This window comes from Pseudomonas entomophila, from assembly GCF_013523125.1.
Lineage (GTDB): Bacteria > Pseudomonadota > Gammaproteobacteria > Pseudomonadales > Pseudomonadaceae > Aquipseudomonas > Aquipseudomonas entomophila_B.
On sequence record NZ_JAAMQJ010000010.1, the window covers coordinates 1 to 17,123 of the forward strand.

The 17,123-nt window shown below is 64.0% G+C and carries 14 protein-coding genes and 5 pseudogenes; 14 read left to right on the forward strand and 5 right to left on the reverse strand.

Annotated elements, in window-relative coordinates; genetic code table 11:
- Positions 1-271 precede the first annotated feature (271 nt).
- Together G7007_RS07715 and xthA are read right to left on the reverse strand one after the other, a co-directional pair.
- Positions 272-817, reverse strand: a complete 546-nt coding sequence (locus G7007_RS07715; protein ID WP_060394104.1) for a cupin domain-containing protein — start codon at positions 815-817, stop codon at positions 272-274.
- Positions 818-919: 102 nt separating this feature from the next.
- Positions 920-1,732, reverse strand: coding sequence for an exodeoxyribonuclease III (gene xthA, locus G7007_RS07720; protein ID WP_181100471.1), 813 nt, complete (start codon positions 1,730-1,732; stop codon positions 920-922).
- A 193-nt stretch (positions 1,733-1,925) separates the two neighbouring features.
- On the opposite strand from xthA, the gene G7007_RS07725 reads away from it, so the two are divergent.
- From G7007_RS07725 to G7007_RS07735, 3 genes are read left to right on the forward strand one after another with little or no spacing between them, the layout of a single operon-like run.
- Positions 1,926-2,576: a GNAT family N-acetyltransferase gene (locus G7007_RS07725; RefSeq protein ID WP_181100472.1), complete on the forward strand. Its 651-nt coding sequence runs from the start codon at positions 1,926-1,928 to the stop codon at positions 2,574-2,576.
- Between the two features lie 54 nt (positions 2,577-2,630).
- Positions 2,631-4,373 (forward strand): autotransporter assembly complex protein TamA, encoded by a 1,743-nt coding sequence (locus G7007_RS07730; RefSeq protein ID WP_181100473.1) that lies wholly within the window; start codon positions 2,631-2,633, stop codon positions 4,371-4,373.
- Positions 4,370-8,050 carry a translocation/assembly module TamB domain-containing protein gene (locus tag G7007_RS07735; protein WP_181100474.1) on the forward strand — a complete coding sequence of 1,227 codons (3,681 nt, stop codon included), beginning with the start codon at positions 4,370-4,372 and terminating at the stop codon, positions 8,048-8,050. The genes G7007_RS07730 and G7007_RS07735 overlap by 4 nt, the downstream gene beginning before the upstream one ends.
- Before the next feature lie 100 nt (positions 8,051-8,150).
- On the opposite strand, the gene G7007_RS07740 is transcribed toward G7007_RS07735, so the two are convergent.
- On the reverse strand, positions 8,151-8,540 hold the full coding sequence (locus G7007_RS07740) for a Mor transcription activator family protein (protein ID WP_181100475.1): 390 nt from the start codon (positions 8,538-8,540) through the stop codon (positions 8,151-8,153).
- Between the two features lie 408 nt (positions 8,541-8,948).
- Between G7007_RS07740 and G7007_RS07745 the strand changes: the two genes are divergently transcribed.
- Complete coding sequence (locus G7007_RS07745) at positions 8,949-9,137, forward strand: hypothetical protein (RefSeq protein WP_181100476.1); 189 nt, start codon at positions 8,949-8,951, stop codon at positions 9,135-9,137.
- A 33-nt stretch (positions 9,138-9,170) separates the two neighbouring features.
- Here G7007_RS07745 and G7007_RS07750 read toward each other — a convergent pair whose 3' ends face one another.
- A complete protein-coding gene (locus tag G7007_RS07750) occupies positions 9,171-9,542 on the reverse strand; it encodes a fe2+ zn2+ uptake regulation protein (RefSeq protein WP_181100477.1) in 372 nt (123 codons plus the stop codon).
- A gap of 198 nt (positions 9,543-9,740) precedes the next feature.
- Between G7007_RS07750 and pvdQ the strand changes: the two genes are divergently transcribed.
- The 10 genes and pseudogenes from pvdQ to G7007_RS22175 form a co-directional block, all read left to right on the forward strand.
- Positions 9,741-12,059: a bifunctional acylase PvdQ gene (gene pvdQ / locus G7007_RS07755; RefSeq protein WP_375139484.1), complete on the forward strand. Its 2,319-nt coding sequence runs from the start codon at positions 9,741-9,743 to the stop codon at positions 12,057-12,059.
- Between the two features lie 88 nt (positions 12,060-12,147).
- Positions 12,148-12,354: a hypothetical protein gene (locus G7007_RS07760; protein ID WP_181100478.1), complete on the forward strand. Its 207-nt coding sequence runs from the start codon at positions 12,148-12,150 to the stop codon at positions 12,352-12,354.
- 121 nt (positions 12,355-12,475) lie between these two features.
- On the forward strand, positions 12,476-12,985 hold the full coding sequence (locus G7007_RS07765; protein WP_181100479.1) for an acyloxyacyl hydrolase: 510 nt from the start codon (positions 12,476-12,478) through the stop codon (positions 12,983-12,985).
- Positions 12,986-13,134: 149 nt separating this feature from the next.
- On the forward strand, positions 13,135-14,355 hold the full coding sequence (locus tag G7007_RS22370) for a tail fiber assembly protein (protein ID WP_308852286.1): 1,221 nt from the start codon (positions 13,135-13,137) through the stop codon (positions 14,353-14,355).
- 164 nt (positions 14,356-14,519) lie between these two features.
- A pseudogene (locus G7007_RS07775) lies at positions 14,520-14,964 on the forward strand (structural protein P5).
- A 10-nt stretch (positions 14,965-14,974) separates the two neighbouring features.
- Positions 14,975-15,391 (forward strand): annotated as a pseudogene (locus G7007_RS07780) (DUF2514 domain-containing protein); the annotation flags it as partial.
- A 55-nt stretch (positions 15,392-15,446) separates the two neighbouring features.
- The gene (locus tag G7007_RS07785; RefSeq protein WP_181100481.1) at positions 15,447-15,665 is read left to right on the forward strand and encodes a hypothetical protein; all 219 of its coding nucleotides are present in this window, start codon (positions 15,447-15,449) and stop codon (positions 15,663-15,665) included.
- Positions 15,666-16,111: 446 nt separating this feature from the next.
- Positions 16,112-16,231 (forward strand): annotated as a pseudogene (locus tag G7007_RS22165) (KGG domain-containing protein); the annotation flags it as partial.
- 9 nt (positions 16,232-16,240) lie between these two features.
- Positions 16,241-16,438 (forward strand): annotated as a pseudogene (locus G7007_RS22170) (general stress protein); the annotation flags it as partial.
- Positions 16,439-16,531 (forward strand): annotated as a pseudogene (locus G7007_RS22175) (general stress protein); the annotation flags it as partial.
- An 86-nt stretch (positions 16,532-16,617) separates the two neighbouring features.
- Here G7007_RS22175 and G7007_RS07795 read toward each other — a convergent pair.
- Complete coding sequence (locus G7007_RS07795; protein WP_181100482.1) at positions 16,618-17,001, reverse strand: low affinity iron permease family protein; 384 nt, start codon at positions 16,999-17,001, stop codon at positions 16,618-16,620.
- Positions 17,002-17,123 lie beyond the last annotated feature (122 nt).

Here is a 17,123-nt window from a genome sequence, read left to right on the forward strand (position 1 = left end):
GGTGGTGGGATCAGGTCGAGACATCGTCACTCCGTGTCGGAACGCCTCGACAGGTGGAAGGCGGGGTCAGCGTGGTCACGGTCTGCCAGCCATTGCTGATCGATTTTAGGGCCGCTTCGCGCCCCATCGTGGCACGGGGCCGCTCTACACCCGCCGCAGTGGTACAGGCAATCGCAGTCCCATGTGGGCGGCCCCGTGCCGCGATGGGGCGCGAAGCGGCCCATGGAGTCCGTCGACACGCCAGCGCCCACCATGAGCCCGACGGTGCGCCTCAGAAATTCGCCGGTGTGTTGGCGCTGATGATCTCGGCTTCATCAGGCCCGATGTTCTTGAAGCTGTGGGGCAAGGTGGTCGGGATGTAGTAACCATCGCCCGACCCCAGCACGCTGACCTGGCCATCGACCCACAGCTCCACCGTGCCGCGTGTGACCAGCCCGCATTCCTCACCCTGGGTGTGCACGATCGGTTCGCCCGAATCGGCCCCGGGCGCATACAGCTCGCGCAGCAGGCGCATCTGCCGGTTCTCGACGCTGGCGCCGACCAGCAGCATGCGCAGCCCGTTGCGGCCCAGGTCCGGCTGTTCGCCTGCCCTGAACACGTAGCGCTCTTCGCGCGCGGGCTCGTCGAAGCTGAAGAACTCGGCCAATGACATGGGGATGCCTTCGAGCAGTTTCTTCAGCGAGCTGACCGACGGGCTGACCCGATTCTGCTCGATCTGCGAGATCGTCGAGTTGGTCAGGCCACTGCGACGCGCCAACTCGCGTTGCGACAGGTTGCTGCGTTCGCGTACCAGCTTGAGTCGTGTCCCCGTGTCCATAGCCGCCTTAGATGAGAGGTGTCGAAAATGATGGGCGGAGCATTAAAGCACACTCCGCCGCACGACGCGCTGTGCGCAGGCCAGGCACGTTACGTGCGAAGCCTAGGCCAGCTCCAGCCAGATCGGGGCATGATCCGACGGTTTGTCCATGCCACGCAGTTCAAGGTCCACGCCAGCGGCCTTGAGTCGTGGCAACAGGCCGCTGGAGGTCAGGATCAGGTCGATGCGCAGGCCGCGCTTGGGCGTGTCCTCGAAGCCGCGGCTGCGGTAGTCGAACCAGCTGAAGCAGTCGTTCACCTCGGGGTGCAGGTGACGGAAGCTGTCGGTCAGCCCCCAGTCCTTGAGCCGTTGCATCCAGTCGCGCTCTTCCGGCAGGAAGCTGCACTTGCCAGTCCTGAGCCAGCGGCGGGCGTTGTCCGGACCGATGCCGATGTCGCAATCTTCTGGCGAGATGTTCACATCGCCCATCACCACCAGCGGCTGGTGAGGGGCGAACTGGCCTTCCAGCAGTTGCTGCAGGTCGTGGTAGAAGCGCTGCTTGGCCGGAAACTTGGTCGGGTGGTCACGGCTTTCGCCCTGGGGAAAGTAGCCGTTCATGACCGTGATCGGCAGGCCATCGGCGTCTGCGAAGGTGCCCCAGATGAAGCGTCGCTGGGCGTCCTCCTCATCGGTGGCGAACCCTTTGTGCAGGCTCAGGGGGGCCTGGCGCGAGAGCAGGGCGACGCCGTAATGACCTTTCTGTCCATGGAAATGCACGTGATAGCCCAGGGCTTCGATGTCGGCGAGGGGGAACTGCTCGTCGCTGACCTTGGTTTCTTGCAGGCCGATGACGTCGGGCTGGTGTTTCTCGATCAGCGCGGCCAGCTGGTGCGGGCGCGCGCGCAGGCCATTGATGTTGAACGAGATGATCTTCATGGGCAGCGCCATCCTGGGAAAAAGGTGCCGATCCTAACGGACATTGGCGTGGCTCACCAGCGTGGCACCGGGTCACGGGTGCTCTCGGGGTCGACAGGGCAAGGTCACGCCGCGGTCGAGCCAGCGGTGAACGATTGGCCCTGCGCGCGCCTCCAAGGCTCTCACGATGCCGCTGCCAGGAGGCCAGCCCGCCATGCCCGAAACCACTGCCCCACCCGCGCGCCTCTGCCTGCTCGACCGAGGCTACCGCCGTGAAACCCGTGCCTTGCTGTTCGAGGCCTACCGCCGCGAACCGGTCGTCGGCCATCTGCTCGATGCCGACCGGCCCGGTTTCGAGCGCCGTCTGCGCACGGTGATCCGTGCCTGGGTGCGTCAGCACTACTACCTGCAACTGCCTGCACTAGGGCTGATGGTCGGCGATGACCTGATTGGCGTCGCCTTGATTACACCACCCCTGCGTCGCCTGGGCGTCACCGACAGCTGGATCTGGCGCTTGTGGATGTGGTCAGGGGTGGGGCTGCGGCGCACCCGGCGTTACCTGGACTATCAGTGGGCCATCAACGGTTGCCTGGCCAGCCCTCAGGTGCACCTGCTGCCGTGGCTGGGCATCGACCCGCGCTTTCAAGGCCGGCACTACGGCGAGCAATTGCTGCAGGCGGTCCATGCCTGGTGTGCCGAAGATACCGATTCGCACGGTGTCGTGCTGGCGACCGGCAATGCCCATTACCTCGACTTCTGCCTGCAGCAGGGGTACGAGGAAGTCGGCGAAGTCGCCCTGGGTCCGGTGCGCGAGCGGGTCTTTCACCACCCGTTGCCTTTATCGGCCGAGGTGCCCCAGGCCTGACCTGGCAGGCATGTCAGGCTTTCCCTCGCACTCAGCTCTGGTAGCATGCCCCGCATGACGCATACAGGAAGAATCATCTGGGGCTTGGCGCTGCTGGCCTCCAGTCTGGCCGCAAGCGCTCAGAGCGAGTTGCGTGTCCAGGTCAAACCCGCCAACAAGGCGCTCAGGTCCAACGTCGAAGGCTACATCGGTAGCCTGGGCGATCGGGACGAAGAGGCCTTGACGCGCTTCAGCCGTGGTGCCGAGGAACAGGCGCGCAAGGCGGCCCAGGCCTTGGGCTATTACCAGGCGCAGATCGACAGCGAAGTGGTCCCTGCGGCCGGTCCGGACACGCCGGCGCGGCTGGTGATCAGGATCGTGCCAGGCGAGCCGGTGCGGCTGCGCCACGTCACGATCAAGGTCGAAGGCCCGGCCAGCACGCTCGACCGCTTTCGCGTGCCGGACAGTCCGGGGCTGCGCTCGGGTGCGGTGCTCAACCACGGCAACTACGAGAACGCCAAGCACCAGCTGGAGAACCAGGCCTCGCGCTATGGGTTCTTCAGCGGTCGCTTCACCGAGCAGCGGCTGGCGGTCGACCCGCGCGCCGGCATCGCCGACATCGACCTGGTCTACCAGAGCGGCCCCCGCTATCGCCTGGGCGCGGTGAGCTTCGGCGGCGACACGCCCCTGGACCAGGATCTGCTGCAACGCATGGTCTCGTTCACGCCGGGTACCCCCTATGACTCCCAACTGATCGCCGAGCTGAACAACGACTTGCAGTCCAGTGGCTACTTCGAGGGGGTTCGGGTCGATGCCTCACCAGCGGCGGCCGTCAACGACGAAGTGCCCGTGCAGGTCCAGCTGGAAACCCGCAAGCCGCGTACCTTGGGCCTGGGCCTGGGGTATTCGACGGACGTGGGACCACGGGGCAGGGCCAACTGGACGCGCCACTGGGTCAACCCGCAGGGCCACAGCTATGGTTGGGAGGCCGAACTGTCCGCGCCCCGGCAGAACGTCGGGTTGTGGTACGACATGCCGCTCGATCCGCCGCTGACCGACAAGCTGCGCTTTGCCGGTGGCTACCAGAACGAAGAGATCGCCGGCACCGATACGCTCAGCAAGCTGCTCACGGTCGGCCCTGAATGGCACAGCAAGCTGCCCAGCGGCTGGAACCGCGTCATCTCGCTCAAGTACCAGCGTGAAGAGTACCGCCTGGGCGACGATTCCGGGCTGAGCAACCTGCTGATGCCGGGGGTGACCTACGCCTTCCTGCGCAGCGACAACAAGATCGACCCGCACAACGGCTACCGCCTGCAGTTCGACGTCCGGGCCGCCAAGGAAGGGCTGGTGTCGGACACCGACCTGCTCTACGGCAACGTGCTGCTCAAGGGCCTGACCACCGTGGGCGAACGGCACCGCCTGCTGGGGCGACTGGCCTTCGGCGGCAACTTCACCAATGACTACACCCACAGCGTGCCGCCCTCGCTGCGCTTCTTCGCCGGTGGCGACCAGAGCGTGCGTGGCTACGACTACCAGACCCTGTCGCCCGAAAACAGCGATGGCGACCGCATCGGCGGACGCTACATGATCGCGGCCAGCGCCGAGTACCAGTACGAAGTCGCCGACAAATGGCGGATCGCGACCTTCATCGACCAGGGCAACGCCTTCAACAGCCTCGACCTGCCCAGCCTCAAGACCGGCGTCGGCGTCGGCGTGCGCTGGGTGTCGCCAGTCGGGCCGCTGCGCCTGGACCTGGCCCATGCGCTGGACGACGACGGCGGGATCCGTTTGCACTTTTCCATGGGGCCTGAACTGTGAGGCGTTTCCTCAAACCGGTGTTGTTGAGCGTGCTGGCCCTGCTGGTGCTGATCCTTCTGGCCCTTGGCCTGATACTGGGCACCGCGGCCGGCAGTCGCTGGGCGCTGGGCCTGATGCCGGGCCTGACGGTGGACGACTTTCAAGGCCGTCTGGGCGGGCGCTGGCAGGCCCGGCACGTGCAGTGGGCCCAGGGCGAGACGCGTATCGATTTGCAGGCGCCGCTGCTCGAATGGTCGCCTGCCTGCCTGCTGCGGGCCACGCTGTGCATCGACGAACTGCGGGCCGAGCGCATCGACATGGCCTTCGCGCCGAGCCAGGCCGATCCGGACAGCGGCCCGTTGCAGTTGCCCGACCTCGACCTGCCTCTGGATATCGAAGTGGGCGCGCTGAGCGTCGGCCAGTTGCGACTCGACGGCAGTGAGCTGCTGGGGGATCTGCAACTGGCGGCGCATTGGGAGCCGGCCGGGTTGCGCATCGACACGCTCAAGCTGCAGCGCGACGACCTGCTCGTCGACCTGAAAGGCCTGGTCAAGCCTGTGGGCGACTGGCCACTGCAGGTGGCAGGGCAGGTCCGGTTGCCCGCGGTCGATGGCCGCGATTGGCAGTTGCAGGTCGACGTGAACGGGCCCTTGAAGCAGACCCTCAATGTGGCTGCCGACAGCAGCGGCTACTTCGACGGTCGGCTCGAAGGGCAGGTTCAGGCATTGGCCGAACACTTGCCGGCCTCGTTGCATCTCAAGTCCGAGGCCTTCAAGCCCAGCGCGGCCTTGCCCGATACTCTGGCCCTTAATCAGCTGAGCCTCAATGCCGAGGGCGACCTGCTCAAGGGCTTCGCGTTGACGGGGGCGGCCTCCCTGCCTGCCGAGCACGGGGTGATCCCGTTGCTGCTCAGGGGACGTGTGGATGCCCAGGGCGCGCACTTGTCCGGGCTCGATCTGGTGGCCGGTGACCAGCAGCACTTGAAACTCCAGGCCAATGCCGACTGGTCCTCCGGGATGAGCGCCGAGGCCCGTATCGACTGGCTGGATTTCCCCTGGCTGCGGCTCTACCCGATGGAGCAGGCACCTGCCGTCAGCGTGCATCGCTTCAATGGGCAGGTGACGTACCGCGATGGCGCCTACGAAGGTGAGTTCACCAGCGACTTGAAGGGCCCGGCCGGCGATTTCAGCCTGGCCAGTCCGTTCAAGGGGGATCTCACCCAGGTCAGTCTCCCGGCACTGGCGCTGGTGGCCGGGCAGGGGCGTGCCGCCGGCAAGGTGGCCTTGCGGTTCGCCGACACCTTGGCCTGGGACGTCGACCTGCAGGTCTCCAAGCTCGACCCAGCCTACTGGGTCGCCGAACTGCCTGGCACCTTGGGCGGCCCTCTGCGTAGCCAAGGCCAGAAGCAGGGCGACCGACTCGACCTGACCGCCCAGCTCGACCTCAAGGGCCGTTTGCGGGGTCAGCCGGCGGTGCTCAAGGTGCAGGCCGGCGGCGCTGGCGAACGCTGGACCCTGGCCGACCTGGCGATCCAGCTGGGCGACAACCGCATCCAGGGCAGCGGCAGCCTCGAGCAGCGCCTGGCCGGGCGTATCGACATCGACCTGCCACGGCTGGGCCAGCTGTGGCCGCGGCTGCAAGGTCAGGTCAAGGGCCAGCTCGATGTGGCCGGCACGCTCCAAGCCCCTGAAGGGCGCCTGGAACTGCGCGGCCTGCAACTGGCCCAGGAACAGAACCGCCTGCAGCGGCTCGACCTGCAGGCGCGGCTGGACGGCAAGCAGCGGGCGACCGTGGACCTCAAGGCCACGGGCATCCAGGCGGGCGAGACGGCGTTGGGCAACCTGCAGGTGACCGGCCGTGGCGACAGCGTGCAGCAGGCCGTGCAAGTGGGATTGGAGGGCCCGCAGCTCAAGCTGGCGCTCGGCGCCGATGGCAAGCTCGACCAGGGCAACTGGCGAGGTCGGTTGGGCAGCGGACGTGTCCAGGCGGGCGGTCAGGATTGGCAACTGCAATCACCGGCACGGGTGCAGTACCTGGCCAACGGGCAGATCGACGTCGGCGCCCATTGCTGGCGCTCGGGGTCGGCCAGCCTGTGCGGCGACGAGCAGCGCCTGGCGCCCGAGCCACGCCTGCGCATGCACCTCAAGCAGTTCCCGCTGGACAGTCTGGCGCAGTGGATGCCGAACGATTTCCGCTGGCAGGGCCTGTTGAACGCCGACCTTAACATCGACCTGCCAGCCAGCGGCCCCAAGGGCACGGTCCAGGTGGACGCCAGCGGCGGTACCTTGCGTGTGCGCGAGCAGCAGCGCGGACAGTGGGTCGACTTCCCGTATCGCACCTTGCGTCTGTCCAGCACCCTGGCGCCACGTCGCGTCGACACGCGCCTGACGTTCCAAGGCAACCGCCTGGGCGAGCTCACCCTCGACACCCGGATCGATCCGCTGGGCAAGGACAAGCCGCTGTCCGGCAGCTTCGACCTGGCAGGGGTCGACTTGTCCATCGCAAGGCCCTTCCTGCCGATGGTCGAGCAACTGGCCGGGCAGCTCAACGGCGCCGGTCAACTGAGCGGTACGCTGCTGGCGCCTCAGGTCAATGGCAACGTCGCCCTGACCGGCGGACAGGTCGCAGGTGGCGAGCTGCCGATCAGCGTCGAAGGCCTGACCCTGCGGGCAGCCATCGCCGGCGAACAGGTCCAGATCAACGGTGACTGGCGCAGCGGCAGCGCCGGGCGTGGCCAGCTGACCGGCAACCTGACCTGGGGCCAGGCCCTGGCGATGGACCTGCGGTTGACCGGCCAGCAATTGCCGGTCACCGTCGACCCCTATGCAACCCTCGACGTGGCGCCCGACCTGAACATCCGCCTGGTCGACGACAAGCTGGCGGTCACCGGCAAGGTGCAGGTGCCCAAGGGGCAGATCACCATCCGTCAGTTGCCGCCATCGACGGTCAAGGTGTCCGACGACACGGTGATCGTCGGGCAGCAGACCGAGGAGGGCAAGCCGCCGATGGCCATCGCCATGGACGTGGACGTGGAGGTGGGGCGCGACACGCTGGCCTTCAGCGGCTTCGGCCTGACCGCCAACCTGCTGGGGCACGTGCATATCGGTGACAACCTCGATACCCGTGGCGAACTGCGCCTGGCCGACGGACGCTACCGCGCCTATGGCCAGCGGTTGACCATTCGGCGTGCCCGCCTGCTGTTCGCCGGTCCGCTCGACCAGCCATACCTGGACATCGAGGCCATTCGCCAGGTGGACGACGTGACGGCGGGCATTCGCTTGACCGGCAACGCCGAGCAGCCGACCACCGAAGTCTTCTCGGAGCCGGCCATGAGCCAGGAGCAGGCGCTGTCGTACCTGGTGCTGGGTCGCCCGCTGGGCAATACCGGCGAGGACAACAACATGCTCGCCCAGGCCGCCCTGGGGCTGGGGCTGGCGGGCAGCGCCGGCATCACCAGCAAGCTGGCGACCGGACTGGGCATCGAGGATTTCCAGCTCGACACCGAAGGCAGTGGCGATGCGACCAGCGTGGTCGCCAGCGGCAACCTGACGGACAAGCTCAGCCTGCGCTACGGTGTCGGCGTCTTCGAACCGGCCAACACCATCGCCTTGCGTTACAAGTTGAGCCAGAAGGTGTATGTGGAGGCGGCCAGTGGGGTGGCCAGTTCGTTGGACATCTTCTACAAGCGGGATTTTTGAGCGGTAAGCTGCGAGCTTGGAGCTAAAGCAAAAGCGGGATCAAGACTGAGCTCGATCCCGCTTTTGCTTGCAGCTTATAGCTCTCCACACCCCACCCACCTCAAGTCGCAGGACGATGACCGTTGTCGAGGCGGCGGATGTTGCCGATCTGCCGCAGGCTCAGGCCGTAGCGATCGGCCAGCAGGCTGCGCGACAGGCCGTCGGCGCTTGCGCGCTGGATCTGCAGATTGCGCACCTGGCGCTCGAAATGGTCGGCCTTGGGGATTTCCAAGGCCATGCCGGCATAGCGCTTGATCAGGGCATCCAGGGCCTCAGGCGGCAGGATGTCGATCAGCTTCGTGCGCTCGCGGTATTTGGGAATGTACTTCGGGCGTCCGCCATAGGCGCAGGTCAGGCGGTAGGCATTTTCGATCCCGATGCACTCGATCAGCGACTGCAGCGACAGGGGCAATTGTTCGACGTCGATCAGTTTAAGGTCATGCAGTTCCATGGGCAGGCTTCCTTTGACAGGTTGAGGCCAGGGCGTGATCAGGTCGCTACACGCCTTGAGCGTGCCGATTCCCAATGCGGGCGGCGTGATGATTCTCGGTGAGCGGTCGATGAGTCGCTAGGCGCTATCTGGCCCCAGGTTTGTAGTTAGGGCAGTCTAGGTGTGCAGGCAGTGAGAGCTTCCGACGTAGGAAGTTGACCTACTAAAATCGTGCAGCGGATGGTTTTCCTGGAGGGGTCGCAGTACCTGCTAGGGAAGCTTGGCCTACCCTCGGGGACGACGTCGAGGAGCTCGAAATGCCTGCGAAAACGGCCTGGGTTAGGGGCGAGCCATCGTCATGCACCAGGTCGATAGGCTATGCTGCCGCGCAAAACGGCCAGCCGGCTTCAACGCAATGGGATTTCTTCAATGACACACGTGCAGCGCCTGAAATATTCGCTTCTGATCATCCTGGTGGTACTGGGCATCATGCTGGGGCTCTCGCACCTGCAAAAACAGGGCGCGATCAGCGAGCAGACCTTCCAGTACCTGGCCATCGCCGTGGCAGTGGTGGTCGTGGTGATCAACGGGATCCTGCGGCGCAAGGTCAAGCCTTGACCTCAGCCGACCCAGGACGGGTCGGCCGTGACGTCAGCGCGAGGGCCGCTCGAGCAGGGCGCTGGCCTGGACATGCAAGGCATAGCACTTGTCCTCGCCCAGGTGAATCACGCCTTCGCTGCACAAGCGCTTGAGCACCTCGCGCACGCTCAGGAAGGACAAGGGGAGGCCCAGCTGTTCGAGCTGCGCATGCACCCCGCGCACGCCAATGCGTCGTCCCTCGCGCTCGGCGCGATGCAAGGCATCGATCACCTTCAGCCGGATCAGGCTGGTGCGCAGCCCATAGACGCGCAACAGTTCGCGAATCCGTTCGTTGCACACGCGGTCCTGGGCATCGTGGGTCGCTCCAATGGCAGGCTTCACGGGGGATGGCCGCACGGGCGGCGACGGCTGCGGGGTGTGCATGCGAATACTCCTTTTCATGGGCGGTCCCGAAACATCATGGCCTTAAGAAGTAAGACGAACGAGCCGCGCGAATCTGCAATGCTCGATCGAATGGAGGTCAACGAACGTCCCCTCGAGGTCTGCCAACGACGGATGCGTTAAACAATGCCTTGGCTGATTCGTCAGGTCGGGATGACCTCGCAATCCCAGGAGAGCCTCGTGATCAGCCATTCCCGCCCCGTGCCCCGTTTCGCTTTCATCGCTGCCTTGACCTTTGCCTCGTTCACCGCCCAGGCCCGGGACGGGGCCGACGAGGTGTCGGCACAGATCCGCCGGACCGGGTTCGGCACGCCGCACATCCTGGCCCGGGACGAGCGTGGCCTGGGCTACGGCATCGGCTATGCCTACGGCCAGGACAACCTGTGCCTGCTGGCCAACGAGGTGCTGACCGTGAATGGGGAGCGCTCCCGCTACCTGGGCGCCGACGGCCAGACGCTCGAGCAACGCAGCAACCTCGACAGCGATCTGTTCTTCACTTGGCTCAACACGCCCGAGGCGGTGAAGGCCTTCTGGAACGCCCAGCCGGCATCGGTTCGTGCCTTGCTCGACGGCTATGCCCGGGGCTACAACCGGGCCCTGGCCGAGCGCCGGGTCCAGGGGCTGCCGGAGGCGTGCGGCGCGGGCGACTGGGTTCGTGCGATCACGCCGGACGATGTGGTCAAGCTCACTCGACGCGTGCTGACCGAAGGCGGCCTGGGCCAGTTCGCCGAGGCGCTGGTGGGCGCCTCGCCGCCGACGCCCGCTGCCCAAAGGGCGGGTACCGACTTCAGTCATCTGGCGCTGCGTCAGGCGCGGTTCGCCCTGGAGCGCGGCAGCAATGCCGTGGCGGTAGGGGGGCAGCGTTCCGCCAATGGCAAGGGGCTGCTGCTGGCCAACCCTCACTTTCCCTGGATGGGCGGGCTGCGCTTCTATCAGATGCAGCTGACCATTCCCGGCCAACTGAACGTGATGGGGGCAGCCTTGCCAGGCTTTCCGCTGATCAATATCGGGTTCAACGACCACGTGGCCTGGACCCACACCGTCGACACGGCTCGTCATTTCACGCTCTATCGCCTGGACCTGGACCCCAAGGACCCGACGCGCTACCTCTGGGAGGGCCAGTCACTGCCGCTGGCGCAGCAGCGTGTGGTGGTGAGCGTCAAGGGCGAGGACGGACACGTGCGCCAGGTCGAGCGGCAGGTCTACGCTTCTCGTCAGGGGCCGATCGTGCAATGGCCGGGTCGCCTGGACTGGGATGCCGGGCATGCCTACGCGCTGCGTGACGCCAACCTGGACAATACCCGCGTGATACAGCAATGGTATGCGATCAACCATGCCGACAGCCTGGCCAGTCTGAAAACGTCGGCCGAGGCGATCCAGGGCATGCCCTGGGTCAACACGTTGGCCGTCGACGGCGGTGGCCAGGCGCTGTACATGACCCAGTCGGTCATCCCCTATGTGGACCGTGCGCTGCTCGAGCAGTGCGAAGACCCCCGTGGCAAGGCCATGGCCTTGATCGTACTCGACGGTTCGCGCAGCGCCTGCCAGTGGAAGACCGACCCTCAGGCCGCCCAGCCGGGCATCTTTCCGGCGCGTCTGTTGCCAAGCCTGGAGCGGAGTGACTTCGTGCAGAACTCCAACGAATCGGCCTGGATGACCAATCCTGCGCAGCCGCTCACGGGCTTTTCGCCGCTCGTCAGCCGCGATGGCGAGCCCCTGGGGCTGCGCGGTCGCTATGCGCTGCATCGCCTGCAGGGGGCCGAGAAGCTCACCGCCCAGCGTTTGCGTGAGCTGGTGACCGACAACGACGTCTACCTGGCCGACCTGGTTCTGCCGGACGTGCTGCGCTGGTGTGGGCAGGCCGATGCCGACGTGAAGGGCGTGTGCGCACGTCTGCAGGCCTGGGATGGCAAGGCCGGGCTCGACAGCGGGGTAGGGCTGCTGCATTTGCAGGCCCTGGCCGAGGCGATGGCTGCCCAGCCTGCCAGCTGGCGCGTGCCTTTCGACCCTGCCGACCCCGTGAACACGCCACGGGGGCTGGCGATCGAACAGGCCGATACACGCGCCGCGCTGCATGAGGCTGCCCTGGCTTCGCAGGCCAACCTGGCACAACTGGGCATCGACGAGCAGGCTACCTGGGGCCAGGTTCAACGCTCGGCGCTGGGCACGTCCATCCCGGGTGGGCCGCAGGAACTGGGCATCTACAACGCCATGCAGAGCGTGCCGCATGGCCCCGGCAAGCGCCTGGTGGTCAGCGGCTCGAGCTACCTGCAGGCGGTCAGCTTCACCGACCAGGGGCCGAAGGCACAAGGCGTGCTGGCGTTCTCGCTGTCCAGCGAAGCGGCCTCACCCCATGCCGACGATCAGACCCAGGCGTTCGCCCAGGGGCAGTGGCATGACCTGCCGTTCACCGAAGCACAGATTGCCGCCGACCCGCAGCTTCAGCGTCAGTCGATCAGCGAGCACGATGGGCGTGAGGAGTCTGGCGGCATGCGCTGACGTGGGAGACCGGCCCTGTTCTGATGGGGCGGTTGACCTGGCGTACGGATCGGCCTATACAGGCCGGCCCGATCCAGAGCGCTGCCCCATGCACGAAGACGACGAAGACCTGCACGAGCCCGAACACGATCACTTGCTCGACCATGATTTTCTCGATGACCCGGACAGCGAGGACGCTACCGATGCGCTCGACGACCTCGGCGAGCCAGATGCGCACGAAGAAGCGGACGATCTACTGGACCTCGACGACGAAGAACGGGAGCATCCGGCCTGGTTCGACGACTGTGATGACTGAGGTGCCTTTTTTGGTCCGATTTCAGACGTTTCAAAAATTTTCACGTTGTCACGGAACGTTTTGATGGCACTATGCTTCTGATGGACTACGTTCAAACAACACCATTCAGAGCCACCGTGAAATGAAAAAAACTATCGTCGCCGCACTGCTGTCCCTTTCGGCCTTTTCGGTTTCGGCCGCTGAGATTTCGGGTGCTGTAGGTGCCACCAGCCAGGGCGGTCTGACCGCTCGTGTCGGAATGGGCTTCGGTTGGGACAAATCCTGGTTCCAGACCGACACCGGCCGTCTGACCGGCTACTGGGATGCGGGCTACACCTACTGGGAGGCGGGCGATGCCTCAGGCGGCGCGCACTCGCTGTCGTTCGCGCCAGTGTTCGTCTACGAGTTCGGTAGCGGTCACGTCAAGCCGTTCGTCGAAGCCGGTATCGGGGTGGCGGTGTTCTCCGGCACGTCGGCTGGCGATCAGGAGTTAGGCTCGGCCTTCAACTTCGAGGACCGCATCGGCGCGGGCCTGAAGATTGGCGAGACTCAGCGTGTCGGTCTGCGTGCCATTCACTACTCCAACGCTGGCATCAAGCAGCCCAACGACGGTATCGAGTCGTTCTCGCTGTTCTACAGCCACGCGATCTGAGTCGCGTCGCTCAGGGCTGGGGGCACCCAGGCTTCCAGCCCGTTTGTCTGTTCTGGCGCTCGCCAGCAGACCCAAGGCCTTGGGCCTGTCCCGATCAGGTCGGCACAGGCCGTTGATGGATCGAAACAACCTCCTTCTCTCGTCCCCGCGTGGGTGATGGCTTTCAGGGCCCGGATGGGCGTTGGTATGAGATCGTCAATATCGCCAGTGACACGGTGCTGGCAATTTCGCCTGTGTACCAGGGCAGCACCGTTGCGCGCGGACAGTATGCAGTGGTGCCGGTGCAAGGGTATGTGAAGGCGTCAGCTGATCGCTTGCGTCCGGTGATCGACCAGTTCGGCAGGACGCTGGTGCTGTTTGGCGGTGCGACGAACGCAGAGAGTTTGCGTTCGAGTGTCGATGCAGCAAAGAGCGGGGCGAACAGGGACATCACTTCACTTGGTGGTCTGACAACGGCATTGTCGATTGCTCAGGGGGGTACGGGTGCCAAAACTCCGGCCGCTGCCTGTCAGGCGCTTGGTGCGCTGCAATCAGGGAAGAGGAATGGCTCTCTCGGCACTGAGCTGGCCAGCGGTGCGCCTCCGAATATTGCCAGTATCGCCAGCTCAGGCAACGAGCGCAGGACAGCGCTTCTGATCAGCAATGATGGAAACAGGGGCGCTTCGGCGGTCATTTCTTTAGTGCGTGAGAACCAGTTTGGCTTGTGCCTAGGTTTGGATACCGACAACCAATTGAAGGTGGGTGGATGGTCGATGGGCGCTCTTGCTTACCGCATCTACCACAAGGGCAATACCACTCGTGCCGCGGACGGCGATCTGATCATGACACGAGCTGCAATCAACATTCTTGGTGATGGAACGATCATCGACATCAAATCGCTGGGCCGGGCGGATCTGAGGGTGACGCATCCGGCAGTTGGACAGTATGTCGTGCACGGTACCCAGGGCATGGCACCACCGCCTGAAGGGTGGGGGTATGTCCTGAACCTGGTGGACCGCGATGCCTGTGTGGAGATCGGGTTCGAGCAGGACGAGCTCAGGGTAAACGTCATGGTCGACGGAGAGCCTGCCGATCTGCAGCACAGCATCACGTTGCATGTCGCCGTGGAGGCGCTGCCTTTCGAGCAGATGCCCGATTCTCGCCTTGCCGTTATCGATCCGCTCGCTGCTGCTCAGGAAACTTTGGCAGATCTCCGGGCAGCTGACGATTACGCCATTACGCCCCTGCAGGATGCGCTCGAGATTGGCGAAGCCACCGAGCAGGAGAATGCAGTATTGATGGCGTGGAAGCGCTATCGAGTGCTGCTGAGTCGTGTCCCGAGCCAGCCTGGGTTTCCCGAGGCTATAGAATGGCCGGCGTTGCCTGCGTGATTGGCTGGGCAAGGGCTGAACGTCATAGACCGGCTCCCTGCATGTATCAACCGTATTTCTCGCAGTATCGACGAACCTCGATCCAAGATAAATATTGCAGCGCTGAGTGCTGCTGCATCCCAGGCCCGCCCAGTGCGGGCTTTTTCATGCCTGGAGAAACACCCATGACTACGCCTCGCGGCATCCGGAACCGAAATCCGGGCAATATTGATTTCAACCCACTCAACGACTGGGTCGGCCAGCTCGGCCTGGAGGAGGGGGTGGCCAACCCGCGCTTCGCCCGCTTCGACTCACCCGAGAACGGCATCCGCGCCCTGGGCAAGCTGCTGATCAACTACCGGGGCAAGGACGGCATGCCCGGTGTCGGCGGCAGGGGCATCGACACTGTGCTCGAGACCATCAACCGCTGGGCGCCGAGCACCGAGAACGATACCCAGGCCTATGCGCGCGGTGGCCACCCGGATCGGCGTGCACCCCACGGCGCCGATCGACATCAAGAACCCGGCCACGCTGCGCGGGATGGTGGTTGGCATCATCGTTCATGAGAACGGCGGCAATCCGTACTCGGCGGCAGTGATCGATGAAGGCGTGCGGCGGGCGCTGGCATGACCTGGCCGCATCGGCGCAGCGCGACAGCGGCGACCGGCGGGCCGAGGCCCTGGGCCAGCGCGATGCCCGCGAGGAAGAACAACGACGCGCCCAGGCGCAGGAGGAGGCGAGAACCCATGCACACGAACAACACCAGGTGGCTGACGCTGGCGCTGCTGGCGCCGATGCTGCTGGCCAGCGGCTGCAGCACGACGCCGCCCAGCTCGCCGCCACCGTCAGTTGCGCCGGCGCGGATCCCGCCGCTGTCGTCCGAGGCCAGGCAGCCACCCGCGCCGCCATGGTGCTCTCCGACCTGCTCGCACGGGCTGATGCTCGAGCGGGAGAGCTGGCGAAAGCGTATGACCAGGCCCGAATAGCAGGGCTGCAATGCGCTCAGGAATACGACGGGCTGCGCGATGGTGTGCTGGGGCCGTCCGCCAGCCGGTGATTGCCCTGCATCAGCGCCAGCCAGTACGATACTGGTTTTCCATACAGTGCCCGCCATGAAACTGCTCCTGAAGCTGCCGTATCCACAGGCCTGGATTGCCGAGCTGGGCGACCGCCTCGAGCTGATCAGCGATCCAGGCGCGCGCCGCCGTGCTTCGGGATCTGGCTTACAGCTGCTACAGGAACCACCAGGTGACCTACGAGTAGATGACCGACATGCTCGAGCTGATCGACGCGGCTCGGTGGTGGCGTTCAATGAGCAGGAAGATGCCTAGGTGTCAGGTGTCTTCCAAGAATGCGAGGCTGGTAAAGCGCAGTGCTTGAAGTTTAGGTGATATGTCGGCAGAACGTCGTAGCCGGGGCTAGCCTAGGCCAATGAGTCTCGAAGTTCCGATCCCTGTGCCATGTCAGGCGCAAAGATAGCCAACCCACCCTGGGCTGTTGCCGACCTGCATAAAACTGATATCTAAAGGTGAAGAGTAGGGCGCTGCTGGCTGAACGTCATTAACTAATAGTTAAGAAAAACAGCTTGTTAGCGCACTTGGCGTTTGTCAATTTCCTCCCGCCCGTTTGGCAGAAATTTAGTGCGCTAGAATTTTATCATTTCAGATTTTAGAGCCTTTCGTCGGGCTGTTATCATGCGAGCTGAGCAAAGTGGATGTTCCTGCCTTCCTACAGAAACACAGAATGTCCTGTGTGAGCTTGAAGAGAGGTACAGATCATGGCTAACAATCAAGATCAAACCAACAATCAAGGCGGTAATGCGCAGAACAATCCGGGCAACTTTGCCAATGACCGAGAAAAAGCGTCCATGGCAGGCCAGAAAGGTGGTCAGGCTTCGGGTGGCAATTTCGCCAACGATTCACAACGCGCCTCCGAGGCCGGACACAAAGGCGGACAAATGTCCGGTGGCAATTTCAAGAATGACCCTGAGCGTGCGTCCGAAGCCGGGCACAAGGGAGGACAGGCATCTGGAGGCAACTTCAAGAACGATCCTGAGCGTGCCTCGGAGGCTGGCCACAAAGGCGGGCAGGCCTCGGGCGGAAACTTCGCCAACGACCGTGAGAAAGCGTCCGAAGCTGGCCGTGTAGGCGGCCAGCATAGTCATGGCGGGGGTCGCAAAGCCGGCGACAATAGCTAAAGCTAAACGCTAGCGATGAAAGGCCAATGTGGGTTTCCCTGCATTGGCCTTAATGAAGGAAAGAGCTATCAATTCTGAAAATCGTCCTATCCTTTGTCCTGCTTGAGCTGCTCGGTAGAGCGACAGCCTTTTCCGAGTTCACGATACTCCTGCCGAAGCTCATGAAGCTCCTTACTTCCGAGGCCTTCTAGATCCAGCATTGAGTTCTTCGCCAACTCCGTTGTTCTGATCAGCTCATCGAGCTTGATATGCAAAATGTCATTGTCTCGGTTCTGGGTGTTCTGGATAAGAAAAACCATCAGGAATGTGATGATTGTCGTCGAGGTATTGATGACGAGCTGCCAGGTCTCGTTGTAGTGAAACCAAGGCCCTGTACTAGCCCAACTGATGATCAAGGCCAGCGCGAGAAGGAACGTCCTAGGGCTGCCAGCCCGGTCTGAAAGCCACTTGCAAAATTTTGAAAAACCCATTGCTGTAGCTCCTTGGTATCCAGCTATTCATAAGACCGCATGAAGCGTGCGAAATTCTTTTCGTTCTGTTTGGATAAATGCTTGCGCATCGTAGTAACAGCGGAGACGAAAAAATGATCTTG